Origin of the sequence: Photobacterium damselae (assembly GCF_003026815.1) — a bacterium.
Taxonomy (GTDB): domain Bacteria; phylum Pseudomonadota; class Gammaproteobacteria; order Enterobacterales; family Vibrionaceae; genus Photobacterium; species Photobacterium damselae.
The window spans coordinates 64,153-88,736 of the sequence record NZ_PYOG01000015.1 but is presented as its reverse complement, the minus strand read 5'-3'; the positions used below and the strand labels follow the sequence as shown (position 1 = coordinate 88,736).

Sequence of the window (24,584 nt, the reverse complement as noted above, 5' to 3'; positions counted from 1 at the left end):
CTAGAGGGTTAGAGTTTCTGCCTGAGCTCACGACGCTCACGCTCTTTGCGGTACCAATAGGCACCCTTTGCAATCATACGTAATTGCATAATCAGTCGCTCCGCATGCTCAGCACGCGCGTGACTGTCAAGATCCAGTGCTTCAGCTCCTGAGCTAAACACCAAAGTGACTGATGCCTCTGCCTGAGTAAACGCCTCTTCGTGAGTTACCCCGGTTTTGGCCTCTAAGTATTCCGTCAGTTCTGCAACAAAATGTTGGATCTCTCGCGCCACCGCTGCACGGAATGCGGTAGATGTGCCCGATCGCTCTCGCAATAACAAGCGAAAGACGTTTGGACTACTCTCAATAAATTCCATAAAGGTCTCTACCGAGGTTCGAATAACACTGCCTTCCGTTGCAATTCGCTGACGAGCTTGACGCATTAACTGACGGAGAATTAAGCCACCTTCATCAACCATGGTAAGGCCAAGCTCATCCATATCTTTAAAGTGACGATAAAAAGAGGTAGGCGCAATACCGGCCTCTCGAGCCACTTCGCGTAGACTTAGACTGGAGAAACTACGATCGGCACTGAGTTGACCAAAAGCGGCATCGATCAATGCACGTCGTGTTTTTTCTTTTTGTTGAGCCCTAATTCCCATGAATGTTCTGTATCTCTGTGATCTGTACCAATATTACCTATGGTGTTAATTCACTAGTTAAAAATCTAGTCATTAACAGTGAATCATAGTAATCCTGATAAAGACTGAATCAAAGGATGAAATTATGACATTGAATCAACAATCCACAAAGTCAGACACTGTGAAGATAATTGAATTTTAACAATTTCACTCTGTTATTACTGCCAACGTGATCTCAAGCTGACTATCAAGTCAGCAGAATAGGCTAAGTCTAAATAAAACGTTACACTACAGCAACAATAATGCTACAGAAACCCAAGGATGGTTCGATGATAGATAATGCAGTAACTCCTAATCATCAATTTGATGTCATTGTTATTGGTAGTGGTCCTGGAGGTGAAGGTGCCGCTATGGGCTTAACAAAAGCGGGACTGAATGTAGCCATCATTGAACGAGAATCCAGTGTTGGCGGTGGCTGTACACACTGGGGAACCATTCCTTCTAAATCGCTGCGTCATGCGGTCAGTCGTATTATCGAGTTCAACCATAACCCACTGTATTGTAAAAATAACATGACTCTTCACAGTACTTTTAGTCAAATACTCGGTCATGCCGCAGAAGTGGTCAGCAAACAAACTCGCATGCGCCAAGGATTCTATGATCGTAACCATTGTCATCTTATTTACGGACAAGCTCAATTTATCGATAGTCATACCGTTCAGGTGACACAAGCTGATGGCCGTATAGAACGCTATCAAGCACAAAAGTTTGTTATCGCAACAGGTTCTCGTCCTTATCATCCAGAACATGTCGATTTTAGCCATCCTCGAATCTACGATAGTGATTCCATTTTGCAGCTCCAACATGATCCTCGCCATATTATTATTTATGGCGCAGGAGTTATCGGATGTGAATATGCTTCAATCTTCCGAGGGCTTGGCGTAAAAGTTGATCTGATAAATACGCGTGATCGTCTGTTGGAATTTCTCGACAATGAAGTCTCCGACTCGCTCTCCTACCACTTAACCAATCACGGTGCGATGATCCGCAATGGGGAGCTATTTGAAACGATAGACGGTCACAACGATGGGGTAATTGTTCATTTGCAATCGGGTAAGAAAATGCAAGCCGACTGTATCCTTTATGCCAATGGACGAACGGGGAATACCGATACTCTTAACCTTGAAGCAATAGGACTTAAGGCCAATTCTCGCGGTCAATTGAATATCGATAAGACTTACCAAACCGAAGCCGACCACATTTACGCAGTCGGCGATGTAATTGGTTATCCAAGCCTTGCCAGTGCCGCTTATGATCAAGGTCGTTTTGTGGCTCAAATTATTGCCAAAGGTGAAGCTCAAAACCAACTGATCACCGATATTCCGACGGGAATTTATACCATTCCAGAAATCAGCTCAGTTGGAAAAACAGAGCAAGAGTTAACTGCAGAGAAAATTCCATATGAAGTGGGTCGCTCTCAATTTAAACATTTAGCACGTGCTCAAATAGCCGGAACTGAGGTGGGAAGTCTTAAGATCCTATTTCATCGTGAAACCAAAGCGATCCTCGGGATCCATTGCTTTGGTGAACGAGCAGCAGAGATCATTCATATCGGACAAGCGATCATGGAACAAAAAGGGGCTGGCAATACGATTGAATATTTTGCCAATACTACATTTAACTATCCAACAATGGCAGAAGCATATCGCGTAGCAGCGCTAAATGGTTTAAATCGCCTGTTCTAGCGGTGTTCATTAATAATCGCACTCATCATTGCCAAAACAGAATAAAAACAAAGCCGATTAGGTTTAGGCTAATCGGCTTCATTGTTTACTGCTTTTGTTACTGAGGCATACGATCATCAGGAACAAGAATCTGAGACCATGGCAAATGCGTGTCGCCAAGCGTAATAAAGTTGGGGTTTTCTAGTGTCTCTCGCAAATTATAGGTTAACGGTTCAATGTGAGTATTCACTATACATCCTCCCGCCTCTTCAACAATACATTGCGTCGCAGCCGTATCCCATTCCCCTGTAGGACCTAAGCGTAAATAACAGTCGGCCTTACCTTCAGCAACAAGACATGCTTTTAATGATGCAGACCCTAATGGCAATAACTCCAATTGATAACGAGCACCTAAGCGTTCAACAATCGTTTCTTGTTTCTGACGACGGCTGATCGCAACAGTGAGTGAATGAGTATCTACTGACAATTTGCGAGTCTGTATTTGCTGAGGCTCACCATTCGGTAATAGCTTAAATGCCCCTTGACCACGAGAAGCGTAATACGTCACTTGTGACATTGGAGCATATACGACTCCCATTACGGGTTGATGGTTTTCAATCAATGCAATGATAGTCGCAAAATCACCACTTCCTGCGATAAATTCTTGAGTACCATCAAGCGGGTCGATTAGCCAATAACGAGGCCATTGACTACGAATACTCAAAGGAACTTTAGTATCTTCTTCAGATAATACCGGAATGTCTGGTGTTAATGCTTGCAGGCGTTCAACCACTAATTGATGGGCCGCTAAATCAGCACTGGTGACGGGTGTATCATCCTGCTTTATCATCTGCTCAAACTGACCTTGTTGATAAATATCAGCAATCAGTTGACCAGACGCTTTAGCAATATCAATCACTTGTGGTAATAAAGTCGTCATCATTACTGCTCCTCCTTTGCGGCTAAATATTGAAGGGCCAAAAAGAGTGCGGTAATACTGCGAGCTTCAGCAAAATCAACGTGATGAACTAACTCTTCAGCTTGCGATAGTGGCCAGCGAACAATCTCCAATGGCTCAGGCTCATCTCCGACCAATTGCTCAGGGTAGAGATCTTCGGCAACAAATAGTGTCATTTTGCTAGAAAAATAAGAAGGCGCCAGAACAACTTGTTTTAAGGGTGTTAGTACATGAGCACCAAAACCGATCTCTTCTTTTAATTCACGATTTGCCGCTGATAAAGCACTTTCCCCTAAATCAACCAATCCTTTGGGAAAGCCTAATTCATAGCGCTCAGTACCCGCTGAATATTCACGAATTAACAGTAGATCACCTTGAGCTGTCACAGGAACAATGAGTACAGCTTCGCGCCCACTTGGCTGCATACGCTCATACGTTCGCTCTTCACCATTACTGAATTTAAGATCCAGCGACTCAACGGTAAACAATCGAGATTTTGCTACCACTTGGCTTGATAGAATTTCTGGTTTCGTATTTTTTGCCATACTCATTCTCTACTGTGTTCATGTACTGCGAGCAAAAGAGCTTAGTTATAAGCGACCTTGCTGATTAATTCTATACTGCCCTTTGCTATCGGGATTGCCAAGCCATTTCAGCTGAGAACCTAATGCGGTTGGGAAGTTAGCTCCCGGTTTAAACCAACCTGATACTTGATAATTCTGGCGTTGATCCAAAGTGGCACTCCACTCACTACTTACATCGGCAGAACTCTGTTTAACGCTGGCTTGAAGATTACCTTTAACGCAACGCAGATCCGCTTTAGCTTGTCCTAACGCCAGATCTCCCATTGGAGTTCCGACTTTAGGCTGACTCCAAGTCAGCGTCCCAGTTAAACTTTTACAGTACGGTACCGCAAATTGATACTCTTGTAATGCTAGCTCTAAATGCCCAGTTGCGGTTAGAGGAATGGGCAACTTAGCGTAATTTAAGGCTTGTTGTGCAGGTAATGAGACCATTAACTGTTTAGCATAAGGACCACCAGATAGCGTATATCCCACTTCACCTCGGCCTCGCAGCGCCATATCACTACCTTGACCGAAACGAACATCGGCACTGACTTTGGCAGTTAAAAGATCGAGTACATTTACGTCCCAATACACCTGACCAAAAGATTGCTGCTGCCAACTGACTTTATCGGCACGGCCTTGCCATACAGTCCCTGAAATCCCCGTTACCGTTAATCCTGGTACCGCAGGCGCTTGCTGCCAGACCCAACTTGCCGGAATATGAGCAATCGCACTGGCAATAAAAACGGCACCAAATGATGCGCCTAGGGCTAATTTAAATTTCACGTTAACTTCGTCCTAATTGCAATCGATTCACTTCAACGGTTCCATCTCGCTCACCCTTCGTAACATCAATAAACTGCACATCAATACCATATTGCTCTTGCAGTACAGTAAGCCAGTTTACTAAAGCATTAAACGGTAATGGCTTAACCCACACCTGTAGCGCGCTATCGTTATCACGAGGCTGCATACGAATCAGCTCAATTTTATAGCGTGATGTCGTTTCGTTCACAACTTGGCTTAAACCTTTGTCACTAACGGCAACCGCGCCACCTGCTTGCTTATATGCTGCAATCTGATTGGCTTTTGTTTGCACCCAAGACAATAACTGACGCTGAGAATTTAGGTTTCGCTCAGCCATCTCGGCACGCTGAGTCATTGGTTGCCAGATCCCCCAATATAAGACAGCAAGTAGACAAGCACCCCCGGCCCCCATCACTAATCGCTGCTCACGTTGGCTTAAGGATTTCCACCATGCTTTCATCCGTGTCTCCTTAGTACAAAGGCACCATTTACTCGGCCATCTTCTTTACTTAATTGGCCTTGCTCAACCGTAAAATCTTTTGCTAATAACGTACGCAATTTTTCAAAATGTTGGAAATCGGTTGAATTTGCCTGAATACGCAGCTCACCGCGTTTTTGATCGTATTTGAAATTGGTGAACTGCATCTGTGACACTTGTTTTAACATAGGTTGCAGTTCAAGAAGCCAAGTCAGCAAACCTTGCTGTTGTTCGCCCCCCATACTCGCAACGGCACGCTTCATCTGATTACGTAGATAACTTTGCGATGGAATGCGTTTAAATTGCGGTAACACCTGACGGAAAATGCGCTCACTCTCAGTACGATAGGCTTGAGCTTGATTTTCCATCTGATTCACCGCAATCACATGTTCAGCCACCAATGCGGTCAAGACTAAACCTGCTGCAATAGCCACTTTTCGCCATGGTAGTAAGTGCTTACGCCAAGCCGCTTGTGGCTTATACGCGCCAGATAATAAATTAAGCTTTGAGCTCTCAGCACCTTGAGCCAGCAACTGCATCACCAGCTCTGGTGTTTCAGCTCGCCAACGACCCAACTGTACCTCAGGAGCCGGCGTATAATGGTGAATGATGACCTGAGATAAATCTTCGTCCTGTGCTGCTATTGCTTCAGTGGTAGCAATAATTTCACCTTCAGCAGCACTCTCTTCTGTTGATTCATCTTGCTCATCTTTCGTTAAAACAATTGGCGCTTTTTGTGCACTTAGCCATGCATCTAACCAGCTGATCTCAACATTAATTCCCAACGTTTCTGATTGGCGAATTAACCACTGTTGTTCTAGCTGTGCAGCACTATAACCATCATTAAACAGAGGCAGACATAAGCTATCGGGTAATAACTTACGCACTTCAAAATGATGTTGTTTGAACTGTTCGAGCCAATAAGCCATTTTACTGTGTTCAACTACGGCAACACTGGCAATATCTTTCTCGCGTTTTAGCAGTTGAACATGCAAAGACTCAACATCTTGTGCCAACTCTTCTTCAAGTAAATACGGTAAAACAGCACTTAATTGACGACTACTACCCGCAGGAATTGTTACTTGAGTAAGCAACATTTCACTGGTCGGCACAACTACATACACGGGACGTTGTGCTGCATATTCCGTGAGATCACCTAAATGTGAACTGTCTGGTAATTGACCCGATGCGATCACTTCCCGCTCTGTTGGCGACCAGACCAGCCATTGCACCGGACTGGTACTTTGGCTACTCAGCCTTATCGTCAGAAATTCGCTCACGGATTCCTCCATACTGGCGACGAACAACCGTCACCTTATTTTTATCATCTCGTTTTAATAAGCTGACCAAACGCATATGCATGCGATCAACGTTGATTTCAGCATCTAACTGAAAATAATGGCTGGTCACATCTAAATGCGCTTTGGCCTTTTTAACTGTATCTTGGCTAACCGATTTAATTACCGATTCAGCAAGAAAATCTTCCACTTTATCCCAACCATTATAGGGGCGATCTGCAATAAGTTTTTCAGCATCGCTCACCGATAAATTTGGTGCAAACATCGCGGCAAGAAGAGGTGCATCGCGTTTATCTAGCGTATTCACGTTAAGTTTAAATTCAGTGGTGGGAAGCGCACATAAAAGCGGTGAAACTTCATTATAAATCTTCGCTGTCACACCGTTTACAGCACGAAACTCAGTCACATTAGCAAGCAAACTGTCGGGCGGTAAATAAGCAGGGCTTAACCCAGCATAAGTGCTGTCTTCAGCACCAGTAGCCGATTGAACGGCATCATCACTATCAACAAACTCCCAACTCGAATCAGCAATAGTTTCAGTCGCATAGCTCTCTACCCCAGAGTCTTCTAATAAGGTTTGTAGCACTCCAACCAAATAAGGTTTCTTACCGTCGGTCGTAGATTTCACTTTTGCTAAGGCATTTAAATTAAAGCAAGCTTGACGATCGATAATGGTGCCGGTGACATCGCCATTATCTAATGGATAAGTCCGATCTTTGGTTGCCCATGGCTGGTTCAGTGTTGCGGTATCACTGTCTTTTAAACTCTGTTCAATTGCCACTTTGGCCAATGCTTCAATACCGAAACCATACCAATAGGTTTGCTGATGTAAAATTTGGCTTTCCACTCGATAAAAATTCTTTTGTAACCGCTCGGTCATTTGACTAGCAATTAAACTCATTAAGGCAACAAGAAGCAGTACCACAATGAGCGCAACACCTTGCTGCTTTTTCATTAGGACTCCGCCTTATTCTGCTCATTCTCAAGCTCTGATTTTGGTAACACAAACACTCGGTCTATATCACCAAAGTCTTTCAGTTTTAACGTAACTTTAATCCCGTCGGGTAATTTACCTTCACTGTCCCAATTTTTTATCCAACGTTTATTGGTATAAAATTCCAACTTCATCTCAGTGACATTGGGTAAAATCACTTTCACTAGAGGTTCAGTGCCAGCGGTATTATCTGGATAACGAAACCAAACACGCTCCAAGTTATCATCCACAATACGATAACCAACTTTCGTTACATCGCCGCGAGGGAACATCGCTTCTGGATTTTGCCAACCATCGCGAACAAACAGAATACCTTGGCTTGATGAATCAAGAAGATACTCCCCCGATTCCACCAATTTTTTACTCGGTTCTTCATCGTTAGAACGGGTTTGTCGGGCAACAATTTGGCTAAAATCATTCCCCATAATAATCATCGCTCGCTGAATCTCACTAATACGCTGATTATGCTCTTGTGATTGCACATTGCTGCGTTGTACGCCATTTAGCACCTGATACGCAGATAAACTCAACATGGCAAAAACACCAATGGCAACTAACACTTCGAGTAAGGTAAAGCCCTTGTTTCGAGCTGAATGTAGGTTATTTATTCGCGACATAAGTTCTAACTGTTAATACGGAATATTTTTGTTGTTTGTCGGTTGCAACGGAGACATCCACTGCTTTTAAATAACCATCGGCAGTTTTGGTCGATTTAATGGTCCAATACCACTCTCGTCCGGCTAATTCGGATTTTCCTCGCTTAGTACTGCTTGGGATCTCACCGCTTAACTGCAACTGCGCCAGTTGATTATCAGCAACCATTGATGCAAACGTCTTTTCTTCTAGATAGCTCACCGTATTTAAATGCTGGCTGACCGCTTTCATAATACTTAGAGCCGCAACCGCAAAGATTGCCAATGCCACCAGCACTTCTAATAACGTAAATCCCCGTTGCTGACTCATTTTTTTATCTCTAGCTCTTGCCCTGGCTCTAGCAATTTCACATCGCCAATTTCCGTTGCGACAACACGCCAATATTGATGCTCGCCACTGGTCTCAAAACTCACCGTAAATGGGGTGATTTCACCACTGGCCATCACCACTATTTGCGGTGGCTTGCGCTTTTTCTCATCAGGATCTTTTTCAAATAGATCCTCTTGAGAAAACAATTTATCTTGCTTAAACAGCCGATCTTTTTTCTGCCATTCGCCCCCTTTTTCATACACTAAGGTGATGGCTTTCGGCGTTTCTACTTGATTGTAATATTTTGTTTTTTCTTTTATTTCTTGCCAACCATCTTGGGTTAGCTCAACAAAATGATAACGATGTGCTGAAACATCAATGCCATAATCACGTCCAGTCAACATCGCATCTTCACTCAGTAATTGGCTGAGTTGATAGAAGCGTACAGCCTCGTTTTTAGCTTCATCATTCTGATTTTTAGGCATAGTCATAATGACGGCGACCGAACTTAATGCCAGTAACACCATCACCAGCATAATCTCAATCAGGGTAAAGCCTGCTGCACGCTTCAAACTCATAACAATTTACTTTTTATAATCCAGCATGTTCCAGTTACCGATATCAGTATTGATACCTTCACCGCCTTCTTGACCATCAGCACCTAGGCTGAAGATATCAACAGCACCGTGCTCACCTGGGGCAACGTATTGGTAGTCATTACCCCAAGGGTCTTGCGGTAAACGCTTAATGTAGCCACCTTCACGGTAGTTACGAGGCTCAGGAGAAGAAGATGGTTTTGATACTAGAGCTTCTAAACCCTGATCGGTCGTTGGGTAGACACTGTTATCCAACTTATACATATCCAGAGATTGCTCAAGCGCACTAATATCTGTTACTACTTTTTGCTGATCGGCTTTCTCTTTGTTACCAAGCAAGTTAGGGACAACTAAGCTTGCTAGAACACCCAAAATCACGATAACGACCATGACTTCAAGTAAGGTAAAACCACGTTGTTTCTGTTGCATTTCTGCTTTCTCCATAAATACAGTTACATCCCAACCATGTTATTTAATTCAATGATTGGCATTAAGGTTGCGATCACGATAAACATAACGATACCCGCCATTGCCACAATCAATAGCGGTTCAAAGACACCCAGCGCCATGTTCACCAAAGATTCAAAATCTCGGTCTTGGTTATCGGCAGCACGAGTTAACATCTGCTCCAATTCGCCACTGCGTTCACCACTGGCGATCATATGCAGCATCATTGGCGGGAAAAGCTTACTCTGCTCTAGAGACAAACGTAAACTTACCCCTTCACGAACTTTGTCAGAAGCCTCAAGAATTTTCTGATGGACATAAGTATTGGTCATAACATCAGACGCCACTTTCATACCATCTAACAGAGGAATTGCACTTGAGGTACAAATTGATAGCGTACGAGCAAAACGGGAAGTACTTAAACCGCGAGCCACTTTACCGATCACAGGCAGGTGCAACACAGTACGATCCCACTTTAGGCGAAAGCTCGGCTTCTTTAGCGCATACTTCACTCCAAAGACCACAACTGCAATCACCACCAGTACTAGAAGTCCCCAATGCTGAACAAAATTACTGGCCGCTAACAAAACCTCAGTAATCGTTGGCAGTGGCTGACCAGTACGCACAAATTGATCGACAATTTTAGGTACCACGGTCGCAAGCAAAAATGACACGACCGAAATGGCAATCAACGTCAGCATGGTTGGATAAATCATCGCTTGCTGTAACTTACTGCGCATTTGCTGGCGATTTTCCGCATAATCGGCCAAACGATTTAACACCGCATCAAGATGGCCTGATTTTTCGCCAGCCGCCACCATAGCGCGAAACAGCTGGTCAAAAATATGAGGGAATTCGGCCATGCTGTCAGCTAAGGTGTAGCCTTCAACCACACGAGAGCGTACCGCTAACAAAATATTTTTCAGCCTTGGCTTTTCATTTTGTTCGGCAACGGCTTTTAAACACTCTTCAAGTGGCATGGATGCTTGTACTAACGTTGCAATCTGACGGGTGATCAATGCCAATTCATTGGTGCTGATACCGCGACGAAAATGAAAGCTGGGCCCCGAACCCTTTTTACTTTGCGCTTGGGTTTGGGTCACTTCCAGCGGCACCATCCCCTTTTCACGCAATAATTGGCGTACTTGGCGAGCGGTATCGCCTTCCATTACCCCTTTTTTCTGTCGTCCTTTGCTGTCGAGTGCTTTATATTCAAATGCCGCCATTTACCCTTCCTTTGTTACTCGCATCACTTCTTCTAACGTTGTGATACCAGCGCGCACTTTACTCAAACCATCAGCTCGAATGCTTGGTGTGGTATGGCGGATATATTGTTCAATTGCTTGCTCACCCGCTTCCGCATGAATCAACTCTTGCACTTTATCATCTACCAATAACAGCTCGTGGATACCAGTACGACCACGGTATCCCTTGCCATTACAGTGCTCACAACCACACGGACGATACAGCGTTAACTCTTCTTGCTCAGAGAGACCAAACAGTTTTTTCTGTTCATTATCGGCTAGATAAGGCTCTCGACACTGCTGACATAAGGTTCGAATCAGACGTTGTGCCAATACCCCTAAAAGTGATGATGAAATCAAAAATGGTTCAATACCCATATCGCGTAAACGAGTGATAGCACCCACTGCAGTATTGGTGTGCAGCGTTGACAATACCATGTGACCTGTCAATGAAGCTTGAACCGCAATCGCAGCCGTTTCTAAATCACGGATCTCACCAATCATTACCACATCAGGGTCTTGACGAAGAATCGCACGCAAGCCACGAGCAAAGGTCATATCCACTTTGCTATTAACTTGAGTTTGACCGATACCATCAATATCAAATTCAATCGGGTCTTCAACGGTCAAAATATTACGATCTGGACTATTAAGCTCCTGCAAACCAGCATACAAAGTGGTGGATTTACCGGAACCTGTAGGGCCCGTCACCAAAATAATGCCGTGAGGTCGTTGGATGATCTTACTAAAATTGGTATGAATACTTGGAGTCATACCTAAACTGTGAAGATCCAATCGCGTAGCATTTTTATCAAGCAAACGCAGTACAACGCGCTCGCCATGAGAAGATGGCATAGTCGATACACGCACATCCACTGCACGGCCACCGATACGTAAGGAGATACGACCATCTTGTGGTACACGTTTTTCAGCGATATCCAGTTTTGCCATAACCTTAATACGAGAGACTAACAGCGGCGCTAATTTACGGCTTGGCTGGAGCACTTCACGTAACACACCATCGACTCGGAAACGAATAGACAGCACTTTTTCAAAGGTTTCAATGTGGATATCCGAAGCCGACTCTTTGATCGCTTCAGCTAACATGGCATTAATCAGTTTAATGATAGGTGCATCATCTTCCGACTCTAACAAGTCTTCTGTTTCTGGTAATTCTTCAGCCAGAGAGAAAAAGTCATCGGAATCTGAACCCAGATCTTCCATTAACTGACGAGCTTCTGATGAATCTCGCTGATAACTCTCGGTCAGCTTCTGCTCAAAGTCTTCAGCGGTGAGTTCAACCGCCATAAAACTTGATTCTGTGACTCGACGAATTTCAGCCAGTACAGCAGCCGATAATGGGCTGCTGTAGAATAGGTGTAACCCTTGCTCGTTATACTCAAGCACCACTTTATGACGCTTAGCAAACGAGAAAGGTAACCGGGTTAGGCTCGGCAATGGATGATCGACAGAAGGTGTCAAATCCATTATTTATGCTCCAATTGAGAAACAAAGGCGCGAACTTCTGCTGGCAGATCCATATCATCACCATATCTTGGTAATACAGGCTTATCTTTATCCAGTAGACGCATGCCTTTCTCTGCTTCGTATAACTGTTGGGCACGAATGTAGTTGTATTTACGTTGCGTAATACCGTCAGCTGTCATGCCATCACGGATAATGGTTGGCTTAATAAAGATAAGTAGATTGGTCTTAACCGTTTCATTGTTGGTTGAACGGAATAGCGAACCTAAAACAGGAATATCACCTAGAATTGGCACTTTAGATTCAGACTCTAACGCCTTCTCCTGCATCATGCCACCAAGCGCAATCATGCTGCCGTCTTTTACTAATACTGCTGTATTTAGCTCTCGCTTATCAAAACGAATATCAACTGCACCTTGAGCATCTGCAACTTGAGAAACAACCTGCTTAATATCCAGTTTTACAGAATCGCCTTCGTTAATCTGTGGCGTTACCGTTAATTGAATACCAACATCTTTACGCTCAACCGTTGTAAATGGGTTGTCGTTGTTAGAACTTGACGTTGAACCCGTTTGAACAGGAACCTCTTGACCAACAGAAAGCTCTGCTTCTTGGTTATCAAGTACCGTAATACTCGGCGTTGAAAGTACGTTTGCATTACGATTTGTGCGCACCGCATTTACTAGTGCAGTCCAGTCTCCCATGGCAATAGCAACAGCAGTACCGTTCACCCCACCAAGCAGTTTTGCTAACGATGAGTAATCACCTGATTCCTTAGTTTCGTAAGTATATGGCTTACCATCAGAGTCATAGCGAGTTTCAACTTTGGTCTGATCTTCGGCTTCTTTTTTCGCCACCATGTAGCTACCGATACCCACAGGCGAGTTACCATACTGAATAATACCGCCATCTTCGGAGCCCCATTGCACACCAAAGTTCAGGCCATCACCTTCTTGAACTTCCACAATCATGGCTTCAATATGAACCTGAGCACGACGAATATCGAGCTGACTAATAATATCTTTTAACTTACGCATTAGATCTGGCGGCGCAGAGATAACCAGTGAGTTCGTGCCTTTATCAGCATTAATACTCACCTCATTTTTACTGCTAGAAGCAGACTTGGCCTGACCACCTTCTTTAGCCTGCAAATTCTCAGAAATGCCAGTTAGGGTTTCTAACAGATCTTCGGCTTTAGCATACTTAAGATAAATAACTTGGTTATCATCTCGAGTGGCCATTTCACGGTCAAGCTGATGAATAAGGGTCTTAAGGCGAGCTCGAACTTTAGGATCACCTGAAATTAAAACTGAATTGGTGCGATCATCAGCAACCACTTTAGGAACCAAAAATTCAGGTACTGACTTATCAGCACTCTTATTTAACGATTCAACAATACGTACCATTTCAGAGGCTGAGGCGTTGTTCAGAGAAACAATAGTAACATCTTTATTACCAGCACGGTCAACACGCTCAATGATTTCAGCTAAGCGATTTACCACCGCAGCTCGGCCCGTAATCATAATGATATTAGCCGGATCATAGTGAACCACGTTACCGGCACCTGCATTATCATTGAGCTGACGTAGCAACGGAGAAAGCTCACGTACAGAGACATTTTTTACCGCAATAACCCGAGTAACGACTTCATCGCCGTAGGTTTTGCTGTCTGAGCCAACCACTGGAATCGCTGACGTTTTCGCATCTTTACTACGAATGACCTTAAGCACACCATCAGGCATTGTTACGACAGCATAACCGTACACTTCCAGCACATTAAGGAAAAAGCTGTAATACTGTTTATCGTTTAATAGATCGTAACTGCGGACATTAACTTGCCCACGTACCGATGGATCAACAATGATGGTTTTTTGTAAATTACGTCCAACCACATTAATAAATTCTTGAATATCGGTACTCTTAAAACTAGCGCTATATTCACTCGCCAGTGCAGAGCTGCAGAGCAGGCTACTGGCTAACCACACTGCGCTCTTACTCACTAACTTTCTCACAAAAAACTCCTGCGTATTCGCATGTCTCATAAGCTACAATCATTGCAACTCAATATAGATATCGTGTAGTTGGCCATCACGCTCAACACCTAGTGTAAAGCTTGATGCCTGTGATAATTCCGACCATAACTTGGTCATGACCGTAGGATCAGTTAGATCATTGCCATTTAGAGTGACAGCAAGATCATTTGGCTCCAAACCAACCTCATCAAACAGAATCTTATTCTTACCTGGATTCACTCGGTATCCCATCAACTTGCCATCATTTTTAACCTGTGACAGGCGGATATAACTGAACAAGTTCTGTGGGTTTTTCATTATTTCGGCTTTAATTTTTTCAAGCTCACCAGATGAACTTGATGACTGAGTAGTTACAGGAGCCGTAGGTTGTGTTGCTGTTGATGTTTTTGAGAACTTAACACCATCAAGCATTAATGTTTCATCGCTGCCGCTATTGCGAATAATAACGCGATCAGCGTACACAGCTTGTAATGTTGCCCGAGTCCCTTTAATCGCTTCATTTAAGCCATAGGTATTTTGCTTACCTTGATTGGTAATAATGGCTAACGCTTTCTCTGGGTTAGAACTGGCAACGACACCATTGAGGGTTAAATTCAATCGTGTTTCAGGTGCATCTTGCTTAACTGGTGTTGCCACAGGTTGAGCTGATTGCTGGTAAAGACCAAATAAGTTCATAGCAATTAGGTCAGCAACTGGGAATTTCTGCTGTTGGCCAACAGATTGTGTCTGACTAGGCTGCCAAGAGGTGACCGTTTCTGCAGGTTGGATAACAGTCCAGACTAATCGACCCAAAATCCAACCAAACCAAATCACCAACAGCAAAGTAACTATTTGTGCCACTTTAGCTATAGGCATAGGAGAGTGCATTTTAAATTGATTTAACTGTTTGAAAACAACCATGATTTGATCCATTTTTGCGATGAAACGCTATTGTACGCTTATCACCATTAATTCACCTAGAGTTATGAACAGAAAGGTGCATAACAACTCATATAAGTTAGGTTGAGCGAGAAAAGCCTAGAAAAAAGCTAAATTCGTCCATTGTTCTACGATGAAATGATAAAAACCAACTTTTTCTCGTATCTACGATTGAAATTTAGGGGCAAGATCACCATTTAGTAGAGAGACAGAAAGCATTAAGCTTAAACTGATACATACACGACAATAATCCCATAGAGTTATTAAGGATTCTTATGAGTCGACAAACTCCCTCAGTAGAGGACGCCGTCCGTCTTGATAAATGGCTATGGGCGGCTCGTTTCTATAAAACACGCTCTATCGCACGTTCAATGATTGAAGGCGGTAAAGTGCAATACAATGGTCAGCGCTCTAAGCCAAGTAAGATCGTTGAAGTTGGAGCTGAAATTAAATTACGCCAAGGTAACGATGAAAAAACCGTTACCATAGAAAAAATTTCAGCGGCGCGTCGTGGCGCTCCTGAAGCACAAACTTTATATCAGGAAACCGACAGCAGTATTGAGCAACGAGAACGTAATGCTCAGTTACGTAAACTAAATGCTCTCGGAAGCCCAAGTCCTGAAAAGCGACCAGATAAAAAACAACGTCGCGATATAATTAAATTTAAGAACGTTAATAACTAGCGCTATTAGAGTTGATATCGATTATAAAGTTCAGCGGCAAAAGCAGGTGTTATCATCCATTTGCTCTACAATACATAATCGAGCACAGCGCTGTTACTAAGATCCCTTGCCGGAGAAAAAACAATGACAACTGATAATCTTTACCGCTACCTATTTGATGGTGTGTCCGTTCGTGGTGAACTGGTTCAATTAGGCGACACTTACCAACAAATCATTGCTAGCAAAGAGTATCCAGCACCGATTCAAAACCTATTAGGTGAACTATTGGTTGCCACTAGCCTACTCACTGCAACCTTAAAGTTTGAAGGTTCTATCACAGTCCAGCTACAAGGTGACGGTCCTGTTAGTCTTGCGGTAATTAACGGCGATCACGATCAAAAATTACGTGGTGTTGCTCGTTTTGAAGGTGAAATTCCTGCAATTAACAATATCCATGAGCTAATGGGTAAAGGCTATTTAGTTATCACTATCACTCCAACTAAGGGTGAGCGTTACCAAGGTGTGGTTGGTCTTGAAGGCGATACACTTGCAGAATGTTTAGAAAGCTACTTTAAAAATTCAGAGCAGTTAAAGACTCGAATCCTGTTACGTACTGGTGAATTTGAAGGTCAAGCCAAAGCGGCTGGTATGTTGCTACAGATCCTACCGGATGAACAAGGTAATGAAGGTGATTTTGAACATCTAGAAGCGCTAACCGAAACAGTTAAAGATGAAGAACTGTTCGGTTTAGATGCACAAGATGTTCTATACCGTTTATACCACCAAGAAGAAGTGAAATTGTTTGAACCACAACCAGTAAGCTTCTTCTGTGGTTGTTCTCGTGAGCGTAGTGCATCAGCTATTCGTTCTATTGATCGTGCAGAAGTAGATGCGATTGTGGCTCAAGAAGGTAAAGTATCTCTACACTGTGATTACTGTGGTACTAGCTACAATTTTGACAGTATTGATGTGGCGAACCTATTTGAAAATGGTCAAGACACCAATAACGAACAAGTGCATTAATTAATTCGTCTCACGATAAAAGCACCCTAATGTATTGCTTAAATAGCCAGATTCGTTCTGGCTATTTTTTTATTTCTAGCCCGAAAACTCCCCATTTAGACGCAAAATTGCTGCCAACACTGCACTTCTTTTAACCAAAATATTAATTTTTGGATCTAGCGCAATCGTTTTACATCTGTGTAAACTAACCACTCCAACAAATATTAAGACTTTTACTTAACCTTAACATTTGAATGGTTATTTTTTGATAAAGCTCCCTGATTTACCTCGTTAGGGTTGTTAGCATGGTCAACAGTTAAACAACATCTTACCCAAGGAGCACCTATGACTACTATGGACGTCGAAAAAAAGGTTGCAATAAATATGGATTTATCTCAATACGGTATCAAGAATGTTACAGAGGTGGTTCGTAACCCTTCTTACGAAATGTTGTTCGAAGAAGAAACCAAACCAGGTCTGGAAGGATATGAAAAAGGTGTCGTAACTGAGCTAGGGGCAGTTGCAGTAGATACTGGTATCTTTACTGGCCGTTCGCCAAAAGATAAGTTTATCGTAAAAGATGACACCACTCGCGACACAATGTGGTGGGCTGATCAAGGTACGAACGATAACAAAGCATTAGGCCAAGAAGCTTGGAATGATCTAAAAGCTCTTGTTACTGATCAGTTATCTGGTAAGCGTCTATTTGTAGTTGACGGTTACTGCGGTGCAAACCCAGATACTCGTTTATGCATTCGAGTTATTACTGAAGTAGCATGGCAAGCTCACTTTGTGAAGAACATGTTCATCCGTCCAACCGAAGCTGAGCTTGAAGGTTTTGAGCCAGATTTTGTTATCATGAACGGATCTAAGTGCACCAACCCTAAATGGGAAGAGCACGGCATGAACTCTGAAAACTTCACCGTGTTTAATCTTAGCGAGAAGATGCAGTTAATTGGTGGTACTTGGTACGGCGGTGAAATGAAAAAAGGTATGTTCGCTATGATGAACTACTTCCTACCGCTACGAGATATTGCTTCTATGCACTGCTCTGCCAATATGGGCGAAAATGGCGATGTGGCTGTCTTCTTCGGCCTATCAGGCACAGGTAAAACAACACTTTCAACCGATCCAAAACGAGCACTAATCGGTGATGACGAACACGGTTGGGACGACCACGGCGTGTTCAACTTTGAAGGCGGTTGTTACGCTAAAACAATTAACCTATCAAAAGAAGCTGAGCCAGATATCTACAATGCCATCCGTCGTGACGCTCTACTTGAAAACGTAACCGTACGTGGCGATGGCTCTATCGACTTTAATGACGGCTCGAAAACAGAAAATACTCGTGTTTCTTACCCGATTTACCACATCGATAATATCGTTAAGCCAGTATCTAAAGGCGGTCATGCTAATAAAGTGATCTTCCTATCTGCTGACGCATTCGGTGTTCTACCTCCAGTATCAAAACTGACTCCAGAACAAACCAAGTATCACTTCCTATCTGGCTTTACCGCGAAACTGGCAGGTACTGAACGTGGTATTACCGAACCAACGCCAACATTCTCTGCTTGTTTTGGTAATGCGTTCCTAACTCTGCATCCAACCAAGTATGCAGAAGTCTTAGTTAAGCGCATGGAAGCTGCAGGTGCAGAAGCGTATCTAGTTAATACTGGCTGGAATGGCACGGGCAAACGTATTTCGATTCAAGATACTCGCGGCATTATTGACGCAATCCTTGATGGCTCTATCGATAAAGCGCAAACCAAGCATATCCCTATCTTCAATCTAGAAGTTCCAACAGCACTTCCAGGTGTTGATAGCAACATTCTTGACCCTCGTGATACTTATACAGATCCTCTACAGTGGGAAAGCAAAGCAAAAGACTTAGCTGAGCGCTTTGTTAATAACTTTGATAAGTACACAGATACAACTGAAGGTGCAAATCTAGTTGCAGCAGGTCCTCAGCTCGACTAATTGTTCACTCTAGTCTATTAAGCCTTCGTCTTGTGGCGAAGGCTTTTTTATTGTCTAAAACAACTAACTGATCAACTATTTATGTGTTCTGTTCATCCATCACTTAAATGTTCAGAGAATAATCAAAGTAGGTGTAATACAATCAGATAAAACAGCAGCAATAAGGAAGTGTTTATGCGTATATTAGCGAAATGGATTGTCACATTGATAATCTTGTTACTATTGCTTATTACCGTAACTCTCGCTCTGCTGCAAAGCCGGTTTGCGACTCCGATTATCAACCGAGTGGCCACATACTCACCGTATCCAATCCAATTTCAACAAGTCAGCTACTCACTTAAGCAGCCTTGGCACATGACCTTTATTGGCCCTTCATGGTCAGGCTTAGAGCAAACAAGACCCATAGCTCAGCGCGTTGAACTATGGTGGTCGGCCAATCTTGCCCACCCTCGTCAATTTGATTCGGTGCTAGTCGCAGGTATTAACTACAGAGAGCCAAGTCAATTCACTTTGCCTGCGTTTGCCGCCAAGCGCCTGGCTTTAACTGACGTTTCACTGCTCACCCCCAACTTTGTGATGAAAAGTGGCAAGGTTGAGCTCAATAACTGGCACTCATCTGCTCAATATCCGTGGTGGCAAAGCTTTCAGGGCGAATTTATTGTCAGTGCCGATCGCATTTATTACCACCAACAAGAGTTGAATCAGCTACTTATAAATGGCCGTCATAGTACGACCGATAAATGGCTTTTTGATGGTCTCTCTTTCACTTGGCAACATGCACAAGTCAGTGGGCAGGCCATTTATTATCCGCAAGAAAAACGCCTTACCTTAGCTCAATTCACGGTACAAGGGTTACAACTACAACAAGACTCGGTTTTATACTCTCTTAATGACACCCTCAAGCCATATATCAACACATTAGACATTGAGCGTTTTGACCTATTAGAGAGCAGTGTAGAGCTAAAACAACTGACCGCAAATGGCGTCAACCTCTCGTTGGAAAATATCACTTGGCCCAAAAATCTCTGGCAACAGCAGGGGCAAATATCCCTTAGCGCCAACAATATTCAATGGCAACACATCACCTTTGATAATCCAATCCTCGATATGCAGTTGCAACCCGATCAGCTCATTATTTCTGGCTTATCAAGTCAGCTTTTATCTGGCTATATCAATCTAAATGGCACTATCACACCAACGACCTTGTCGCTTAAAAAAGTCATTATCAATGGTATAAAATGGATATTACCTAATGGTTGGCTAACTCAATTTCAACAGCTTAACTTGCCATGGCAACAGATCGAAATTCAACATCTGGATACCTCTAACCTGCTACTCACTAGTACCGATCCTGATTGGTTAATACAAATGGCTGGGCTGGATATCACCGGAGATAAACTAACTTGGCACCATAAAGATTTTTGGCAGCTATGGCAGGGCGAGCTAGCAGTTAGCAGCAGTTTTAGCAGTATAAATCAAATCATACTCAACGATCCTATTATGGAAATGAGCAGTGATCAGGGGAACTGGCAACTTAAGCGGGCAGTTTTACCGTTTAAAGATGGATTATTACGCGCCACAGGAAAAATAGAACTTAGCCAATCAGGTCGGCCATGGCAGCTGTCGATAAATGGTGATTCTGTGCCAACCCGCTTACTTCATGCTTGGCTGAAACTACCATTACCTATAACTGGAGTAATGGATAATCAAATTCAACTACACGGTTTAAGCTCAGATAAAGCGGCCTTAGATTACAGTCTCAGTGGTCATATCTACACCCAATGGCGTGATAATCAGTTTATCGCTAGTGCTCAGCAATATTTTCAAGACTGGCAACAAGCTCAATGGCAGCCAAAAGCAATGGCTAAGATCACCAAAGATACAAAACCGCACGCCATTGATATTGCGCCTTTACAGCTACAATTAAATCGCGGTATTGCCTCTGTCTCTCCATGGCACTGGCAGAGCCCATCCCTAAGTGGGACTCTTACTGGACAGTGGGATTTCACCCAAAGAGAAACCGACTTACAGCTCAACCTTATTCAAGATTGCCAGCAACTGAATCGTCACTGGCGACAGGATAAATCTCAAGTAACAACAGCATCATCTTGTACTGGAAGCAATAAGTAAGTCCCAGTAAACGTCGAAGCTAATGTGTCGCCACCATATACAGAAACCTCAACGGTAATTTTAGTCTTACGCCCTCTGGCTAATCGATCAAAATTACCTTCAACTTGCTCAACCGAGGTTATAGCACGAGGACGTTCAGCAATCGGGTTGTGATAACGGATATGACTATCAACTAGCACAATATTGGCGGCAAATTTGTGTTCCTTTAATAACATCCAAAGGAAACCCCACCCAGCCAATGTCGCCATCGTAAAAATACTGCCTGCAAACATAAATTCATTAGGGTTTAAATTAGCATGAAACAGTGCACCAACTTCAAATCGATAGCCAGTATATTGATGAATGCGAATCCCCATTTTATCGCTTATGGGGATCTGGTTAAGCCACAATTGCTGGAGCTCTTGACACCAATCGGGATGACGGACGACATCAGACAAGGCTTCTAGTTGTTTAAGCATTTGTTGGTGGCGCACAGGCCCACGCTCATCACTAAGCTCACCTTGGCTAACAAAACCATTACGAACATAAAATGGAATGGCATCTTCACGGGCATTACACACCAATCGTTTTGCTCCTTCTTGGCGTGCCAACCCCTCAAGAGCCATTAGTATTACAGCTCCCATACCGCGATGGCGAAAATCAGGATGAACTGCCATATAGCGAATTTGGCCATCATTATCTGCGGTCATATACAAACGGCCAATCGCAATAACCTCTCCGGCATCAGTTAAAATCATTCGGTGACAACTTAAATCGTCATAAGCATCGCGCTCTGAGCCGATAGGAAGTTGCCAAGGTTCGCGCAGCATTTGCCAACGAAAATGAAAATATAGCTTAAGCTCTTGCTCTGATTGTGGCGTGACTAAACGAAACATGAAAGCCCTCTCTCGTCGTCCTTTAGCAGTAAATGTGAACTAGACTTGCAACCAGAAAGTTACCGGCCCATCGTTAAGCAGTGCCACTTTCATGTCTGCAGCAAAGATCCCTGTTTCTGTTTGAATTTTTTTATCCTTACAACATTGGACAAAATACTCATACATACGTTCCGCATCAGCAGGCGCTGCACCAGATGAGAAGCTTGGGCGCATACCACTTTTGGTGTCTGCGGCCAACGTAAACTGCGACACAACCAACACACTACCACCAGCTTGCTGCACATTAAGGTTCATTTTTCCCTGCTCGTCCTCAAAGACGCGGTAGCCTAAAACTTTATCTCGTAAACGTTGAGCTTTGGCTTCATCGTCCCCTTTTTCGACCCCAAGTAGGACTAATAGCCCTTTACCTATGGCGCCTGTTACCTGACCATCGACAGTCACACTGGCTTCTGTAACTCGTTGAATAAGCGCTATCATAATTTATCCTTTGTGGTCGTTTCGATAATGGAGTCAGGCTCTGATTGTGCCTCAACTTGCGTAAAATCCCAATGCTTTCGCTCACCAAGACTGGCTGTAATCTCCGCTCCTAGTAACACAATACACCAGCATAGATACACCCAAACAAATAAAATCGGAATCACAGCCAAGGCGCCATAAATAACCTGATAAGACGGAAAATTAGTGATGTATAGCGCAAACCCTTTCTTACTTAATTCAAACAGTAAACTGGCACATCCAGCGCCAATCACCGCATGATGAAAGCGCACTTTGGTATTGGGGACTAAGAGATACAGGCCAAGAAAAGCCATGGTCGACATCATCACTGGCAACCAACGCAGCGATTGTTGCAACAAGCCATTTACGGCATCACTGCCCATAATATTCAAAGAACCCAAGTAGGAGCTTACAGCAAGACTTGAGCCAACTAATATCGGGCCTAAGGTTAACACCATCCAATAGATAGAAAACGAGATCACAGGACGACGTTTTTCGCTGACTCGCCAAATATAGTTCAAGGCGGTATCAATTGATGAGATCAACATCATTGCCACCACAAACAGCGCACCGATACCTACCGCGGTCATTTTGCCGGCATTAGCAACAAACTGATTCAGATAGGTCTTTACCACCTCTCCTGCTGCCGGAACAAAATTCTCAATGACAAAATTTTGTAGCACCTCTCCTAAGCCTTGAAAAACGGGAAAACTCGATAATGCCGATAGCACAACCGTAATAAGGGGAACTAAAGATAAGAGAGTGACATAAGCCATTGAACCTGCGGTTACGGTTAAGCGATCATGGTTAATTCGCTGAAATAGGTAGCGAAAATAGGCAAAAGTCATGGATATTCGAGTTGTAAAATGCAACTTGTTACTGGATTTGTTGTCAGCCATAAACGGAAAACTTTTTCTTAATTGTTTGTCAAAACTTGGCATTATCATGGTCACACCGCGCTTTGATGCACGCAAACCAAGATAAGTTGAGTATAATGAGTGTAATAAAAAATATTTACTGCTCTGCCGTGATTATTCAGCAGAAGAATAACAGTACAGAGTTTATCAGTCAGTCTTGTTAGGAGTTATCAATGCGTTATTTGCTCGCACTCTTTTTAACCTTCAGCACCCTTGCCACAACCGGTTGTCAAAGTGCTTATTATTCAGCAATGGAACAAGTCGGCGTGCATAAACGCGACATCATGGTTGATCGAGTAGAAAGCGCCAATGAAGCTCAGCAAGATGCACAAAAGCAGTTCACCAGCGCGCTAGATGCATTAAAAGCACTGCACAAATTTGATGGTGGTGAACTTGAAGCAGCTTATAACAACATCAATGATCAGTACCAAGCGAGCGAAGATGCGGTAGAAAATGTCAATGACCGTATCGATGCTATTGAGAATGTTGCCGAAGCTCTGTTTGCTGAATGGCAAGATGAATTATCACTCTATAAAAGTGCTACTTTACGCCGAGACAGTGAGCGAAAATTAAGTGCAACGAAAGCGCAATACAAAAAAATGATTGCCTCTATGCACCGAGCAGAGAAAAAAATGGAGCCCGTTTTAGATACCTTACGTGACAATACGTTATACCTAAAACATAACCTCAACGCTGCGGCTATTGGTTCTCTACAAGGCGAATTCAATTCACTGCAACGTGAGATTCAACAGGCAATCCGTGATATGAACGCAGCAATTGCCGAATCTAACCGCTTTATCTCTCATCTGAAAAAAGCGTAAGTCACTTAAGTGATTCCAATTCTAAACGGGCCAGTATCCACTCGGCCCGTTTTTTTATCTCTCCCCAAGGAACCTCAACCACCTGATAGCCTAATTGCTGATAGGTTGCCACCAATTGTTGATGGATAACCATCGCTTCAGCAAAGGTATGAGGACGTTCACTGTCTTGCTGATAAATTTCCTGCTTTGGCGTAAACACAAAAACTTGAGGGTAATATCCAGAGCAAGCACGTTTCAGTTCTACAGAGATCGCTTGGTTACCAAGAGCTAAATACGCACAGATATCCCCCATTGCTCGATCACAAAATGCCCAGGGTTGCTGTTTTGCCGCTCTCTTTTGCTCACTCATCATAGCGAAGCAGAGATCAGCAAAACGAGGTAAATCCGTCCAAGGTAAGATACCGTTATCATGCTGACTTTGCTCAATAATTAAATAACGCGAAGCCTCTTCAAACGTCAGCCAACCTTGTTGAGCAAGCCAATTAATAACCGACGTTTTTCCCGCTCCAGGTCCTCCCGTTAGGATCACACAGCCTGTCATATCATTTCCCTATCTTTCCCATCTTTTCGCCAC

The 24,584-nt window shown here is 43.4% G+C and carries 25 protein-coding genes; 6 read left to right on the top strand and 19 right to left on the bottom strand.

Annotated elements, in window-relative coordinates; genetic code table 11:
• Window positions 1-8: 8 nt before the first annotated feature.
• Entirely contained in the window at window positions 9-641 is a 633-nt protein-coding gene (gene fabR, locus CTN07_RS13920) for an HTH-type transcriptional repressor FabR (RefSeq protein WP_005301890.1), read from the bottom strand.
• A gap of 308 nt (window positions 642-949) precedes the next feature.
• Between fabR and sthA the strand changes: the two genes are divergently transcribed.
• Window positions 950-2,365, top strand: coding sequence for a Si-specific NAD(P)(+) transhydrogenase (gene sthA / locus CTN07_RS13915; protein WP_005301894.1), 1,416 nt, complete (start codon window positions 950-952; stop codon window positions 2,363-2,365).
• Window positions 2,366-2,462: 97 nt separating this feature from the next.
• Here the strand turns inward: sthA and cysQ are convergent, their stop codons facing one another.
• The 14 genes from cysQ to gspC are packed head-to-tail and all read right to left on the bottom strand — an operon-like array spanning window position 2,463 to window position 15,113.
• Window positions 2,463-3,287, bottom strand: coding sequence for a 3'(2'),5'-bisphosphate nucleotidase CysQ (cysQ, locus tag CTN07_RS13910; RefSeq protein WP_005301898.1), 825 nt, complete (start codon window positions 3,285-3,287; stop codon window positions 2,463-2,465).
• Window positions 3,287-3,847 (bottom strand): ADP compounds hydrolase NudE, encoded by a 561-nt coding sequence (gene nudE, locus CTN07_RS13905; RefSeq protein ID WP_036764557.1) that lies wholly within the window; start codon window positions 3,845-3,847, stop codon window positions 3,287-3,289. Before nudE ends, cysQ begins: the two co-directional genes overlap by 1 nt.
• A gap of 45 nt (window positions 3,848-3,892) precedes the next feature.
• Entirely contained in the window at window positions 3,893-4,654 is a 762-nt protein-coding gene (locus tag CTN07_RS13900) for a type II secretion system protein N (protein ID WP_005301901.1), read from the bottom strand.
• Window position 4,655: 1 nt separating this feature from the next.
• Window positions 4,656-5,135: a type II secretion system protein M gene (locus tag CTN07_RS13895; RefSeq protein WP_036764559.1), complete on the bottom strand. Its 480-nt coding sequence runs from the start codon at window positions 5,133-5,135 to the stop codon at window positions 4,656-4,658.
• Window positions 5,132-6,433 carry a type II secretion system protein GspL gene (gspL, locus tag CTN07_RS13890; RefSeq protein WP_225314503.1) on the bottom strand — a complete coding sequence of 434 codons (1,302 nt, stop codon included), beginning with the start codon at window positions 6,431-6,433 and terminating at the stop codon, window positions 5,132-5,134. The genes CTN07_RS13895 and gspL overlap by 4 nt, the downstream gene beginning before the upstream one ends.
• A complete protein-coding gene (gene gspK, locus CTN07_RS13885) occupies window positions 6,402-7,406 on the bottom strand; it encodes a type II secretion system minor pseudopilin GspK (RefSeq protein ID WP_005301907.1) in 1,005 nt (334 codons plus the stop codon). The genes gspL and gspK overlap by 32 nt, the downstream gene beginning before the upstream one ends.
• Window positions 7,406-8,062 carry a type II secretion system minor pseudopilin GspJ gene (gspJ, locus tag CTN07_RS13880; RefSeq protein ID WP_005301910.1) on the bottom strand — a complete coding sequence of 219 codons (657 nt, stop codon included), beginning with the start codon at window positions 8,060-8,062 and terminating at the stop codon, window positions 7,406-7,408. Before gspJ ends, gspK begins: the two co-directional genes overlap by 1 nt.
• On the bottom strand, window positions 8,046-8,408 hold the full coding sequence (gene gspI, locus CTN07_RS13875; protein ID WP_036764561.1) for a type II secretion system minor pseudopilin GspI: 363 nt from the start codon (window positions 8,406-8,408) through the stop codon (window positions 8,046-8,048). The genes gspJ and gspI overlap by 17 nt, the downstream gene beginning before the upstream one ends.
• Window positions 8,405-8,986, bottom strand: coding sequence for a type II secretion system minor pseudopilin GspH (gene gspH / locus CTN07_RS13870; protein ID WP_005301914.1), 582 nt, complete (start codon window positions 8,984-8,986; stop codon window positions 8,405-8,407). The genes gspI and gspH overlap by 4 nt, the downstream gene beginning before the upstream one ends.
• A 6-nt stretch (window positions 8,987-8,992) precedes the next feature.
• Complete coding sequence (gene gspG / locus CTN07_RS13865) at window positions 8,993-9,433, bottom strand: type II secretion system major pseudopilin GspG (RefSeq protein ID WP_036764563.1); 441 nt, start codon at window positions 9,431-9,433, stop codon at window positions 8,993-8,995.
• 23 nt (window positions 9,434-9,456) lie between these two features.
• Window positions 9,457-10,677 (bottom strand): type II secretion system inner membrane protein GspF, encoded by a 1,221-nt coding sequence (gspF, locus tag CTN07_RS13860; protein ID WP_005301922.1) that lies wholly within the window; start codon window positions 10,675-10,677, stop codon window positions 9,457-9,459.
• Window positions 10,678-12,183 (bottom strand): type II secretion system ATPase GspE, encoded by a 1,506-nt coding sequence (gene gspE, locus CTN07_RS13855; protein WP_005301927.1) that lies wholly within the window; start codon window positions 12,181-12,183, stop codon window positions 10,678-10,680.
• The gene (gene gspD, locus CTN07_RS13850; RefSeq protein WP_036764566.1) at window positions 12,183-14,192 is read right to left on the bottom strand and encodes a type II secretion system secretin GspD; all 2,010 of its coding nucleotides are present in this window, start codon (window positions 14,190-14,192) and stop codon (window positions 12,183-12,185) included. The genes gspE and gspD overlap by 1 nt, the downstream gene beginning before the upstream one ends.
• 39 nt (window positions 14,193-14,231) lie before the next feature.
• Window positions 14,232-15,113: a type II secretion system protein GspC gene (gene gspC / locus CTN07_RS13845; RefSeq protein WP_005301933.1), complete on the bottom strand. Its 882-nt coding sequence runs from the start codon at window positions 15,111-15,113 to the stop codon at window positions 14,232-14,234.
• Window positions 15,114-15,406: 293 nt separating this feature from the next.
• On the opposite strand from gspC, the gene hslR reads away from it, so the two are divergent.
• The 4 genes from hslR to CTN07_RS13825 all read left to right on the top strand — a co-directional run bounded on the left by hslR (window position 15,407) and on the right by CTN07_RS13825 (window position 20,902).
• On the top strand, window positions 15,407-15,814 hold the full coding sequence (gene hslR, locus CTN07_RS13840) for a ribosome-associated heat shock protein Hsp15 (RefSeq protein WP_005301936.1): 408 nt from the start codon (window positions 15,407-15,409) through the stop codon (window positions 15,812-15,814).
• Between the two features lie 123 nt (window positions 15,815-15,937).
• Window positions 15,938-16,816: an Hsp33 family molecular chaperone HslO gene (gene hslO, locus CTN07_RS13835; RefSeq protein ID WP_005301939.1), complete on the top strand. Its 879-nt coding sequence runs from the start codon at window positions 15,938-15,940 to the stop codon at window positions 16,814-16,816.
• Between the two features lie 324 nt (window positions 16,817-17,140).
• Window positions 17,141-18,772, top strand: coding sequence for a phosphoenolpyruvate carboxykinase (ATP) (gene pckA, locus CTN07_RS13830; RefSeq protein ID WP_036764568.1), 1,632 nt, complete (start codon window positions 17,141-17,143; stop codon window positions 18,770-18,772).
• Window positions 18,773-18,946: 174 nt separating this feature from the next.
• The gene (locus CTN07_RS13825; RefSeq protein WP_005301944.1) at window positions 18,947-20,902 is read left to right on the top strand and encodes an AsmA family protein; all 1,956 of its coding nucleotides are present in this window, start codon (window positions 18,947-18,949) and stop codon (window positions 20,900-20,902) included.
• On the opposite strand, the gene CTN07_RS13820 is transcribed toward CTN07_RS13825, so the two are convergent.
• Genes CTN07_RS13820 through CTN07_RS13810 form a run of 3 tightly spaced genes read right to left on the bottom strand, consistent with a single transcriptional unit; the run spans window position 20,860 to window position 23,171 of the window.
• Window positions 20,860-21,777, bottom strand: coding sequence for a bifunctional GNAT family N-acetyltransferase/hotdog fold thioesterase (locus tag CTN07_RS13820; RefSeq protein ID WP_005301948.1), 918 nt, complete (start codon window positions 21,775-21,777; stop codon window positions 20,860-20,862). The genes CTN07_RS13825 and CTN07_RS13820 overlap by 43 nt on opposite strands.
• Window positions 21,778-21,816: 39 nt before the next feature.
• On the bottom strand, window positions 21,817-22,254 hold the full coding sequence (gene dtd, locus CTN07_RS13815; protein WP_036764570.1) for a D-aminoacyl-tRNA deacylase: 438 nt from the start codon (window positions 22,252-22,254) through the stop codon (window positions 21,817-21,819).
• Complete coding sequence (locus CTN07_RS13810) at window positions 22,251-23,171, bottom strand: virulence factor BrkB family protein (protein WP_050787774.1); 921 nt, start codon at window positions 23,169-23,171, stop codon at window positions 22,251-22,253. Before CTN07_RS13810 ends, dtd begins: the two co-directional genes overlap by 4 nt.
• A 191-nt stretch (window positions 23,172-23,362) precedes the next feature.
• Between CTN07_RS13810 and CTN07_RS13805 the strand changes: the two genes are divergently transcribed.
• A complete protein-coding gene (locus CTN07_RS13805) occupies window positions 23,363-24,010 on the top strand; it encodes a DUF2959 domain-containing protein (protein WP_005301955.1) in 648 nt (215 codons plus the stop codon).
• Window position 24,011: 1 nt separating this feature from the next.
• Here the strand turns inward: CTN07_RS13805 and CTN07_RS13800 are convergent, their stop codons facing one another.
• Entirely contained in the window at window positions 24,012-24,551 is a 540-nt protein-coding gene (locus CTN07_RS13800) for an AAA family ATPase (protein ID WP_036764572.1), read from the bottom strand.
• Between the last annotated feature and the right edge of the window lie 33 nt (window positions 24,552-24,584).

Bases quoted from the DNA above. Each gene is read 5' to 3' on its own strand.
- fabR (WP_005301890.1), bottom strand. From the start codon at position 641: ATGGGAATTAGGGCTCAACAAAAAGAAAAAACACGACGTGCATTGATC.
- sthA (WP_005301894.1), top strand. From the start codon at position 950: ATGATAGATAATGCAGTAACTCCTAATCATCAATTTGATGTCATTGTT.
- cysQ (WP_005301898.1), bottom strand. From the start codon at position 3,287: ATGATGACGACTTTATTACCACAAGTGATTGATATTGCTAAAGCGTCT.
- nudE (WP_036764557.1), bottom strand. From the start codon at position 3,847: ATGGCAAAAAATACGAAACCAGAAATTCTATCAAGCCAAGTGGTAGCA.
- CTN07_RS13895 (WP_036764559.1), bottom strand. From the start codon at position 5,135: ATGAAAGCATGGTGGAAATCCTTAAGCCAACGTGAGCAGCGATTAGTG.
- gspK (WP_005301907.1), bottom strand. From the start codon at position 7,406: ATGAAAAAGCAGCAAGGTGTTGCGCTCATTGTGGTACTGCTTCTTGTT.
- gspJ (WP_005301910.1), bottom strand. From the start codon at position 8,062: ATGTCGCGAATAAATAACCTACATTCAGCTCGAAACAAGGGCTTTACC.
- gspI (WP_036764561.1), bottom strand. From the start codon at position 8,408: ATGAGTCAGCAACGGGGATTTACGTTATTAGAAGTGCTGGTGGCATTG.
- gspH (WP_005301914.1), bottom strand. From the start codon at position 8,986: ATGAGTTTGAAGCGTGCAGCAGGCTTTACCCTGATTGAGATTATGCTG.
- gspG (WP_036764563.1), bottom strand. From the start codon at position 9,433: ATGCAACAGAAACAACGTGGTTTTACCTTACTTGAAGTCATGGTCGTT.
- gspF (WP_005301922.1), bottom strand. From the start codon at position 10,677: ATGGCGGCATTTGAATATAAAGCACTCGACAGCAAAGGACGACAGAAA.
- gspE (WP_005301927.1), bottom strand. From the start codon at position 12,183: ATGGATTTGACACCTTCTGTCGATCATCCATTGCCGAGCCTAACCCGG.
- gspC (WP_005301933.1), bottom strand. From the start codon at position 15,113: ATGGTTGTTTTCAAACAGTTAAATCAATTTAAAATGCACTCTCCTATG.
- hslR (WP_005301936.1), top strand. From the start codon at position 15,407: ATGAGTCGACAAACTCCCTCAGTAGAGGACGCCGTCCGTCTTGATAAA.
- hslO (WP_005301939.1), top strand. From the start codon at position 15,938: ATGACAACTGATAATCTTTACCGCTACCTATTTGATGGTGTGTCCGTT.
- pckA (WP_036764568.1), top strand. From the start codon at position 17,141: ATGACTACTATGGACGTCGAAAAAAAGGTTGCAATAAATATGGATTTA.
- CTN07_RS13825 (WP_005301944.1), top strand. From the start codon at position 18,947: ATGCGTATATTAGCGAAATGGATTGTCACATTGATAATCTTGTTACTA.
- CTN07_RS13820 (WP_005301948.1), bottom strand. From the start codon at position 21,777: ATGTTTCGTTTAGTCACGCCACAATCAGAGCAAGAGCTTAAGCTATAT.
- dtd (WP_036764570.1), bottom strand. From the start codon at position 22,254: ATGATAGCGCTTATTCAACGAGTTACAGAAGCCAGTGTGACTGTCGAT.
- CTN07_RS13810 (WP_050787774.1), bottom strand. From the start codon at position 23,171: ATGGCTGACAACAAATCCAGTAACAAGTTGCATTTTACAACTCGAATA.
- CTN07_RS13805 (WP_005301955.1), top strand. From the start codon at position 23,363: ATGCGTTATTTGCTCGCACTCTTTTTAACCTTCAGCACCCTTGCCACA.
- CTN07_RS13800 (WP_036764572.1), bottom strand. From the start codon at position 24,551: ATGACAGGCTGTGTGATCCTAACGGGAGGACCTGGAGCGGGAAAAACG.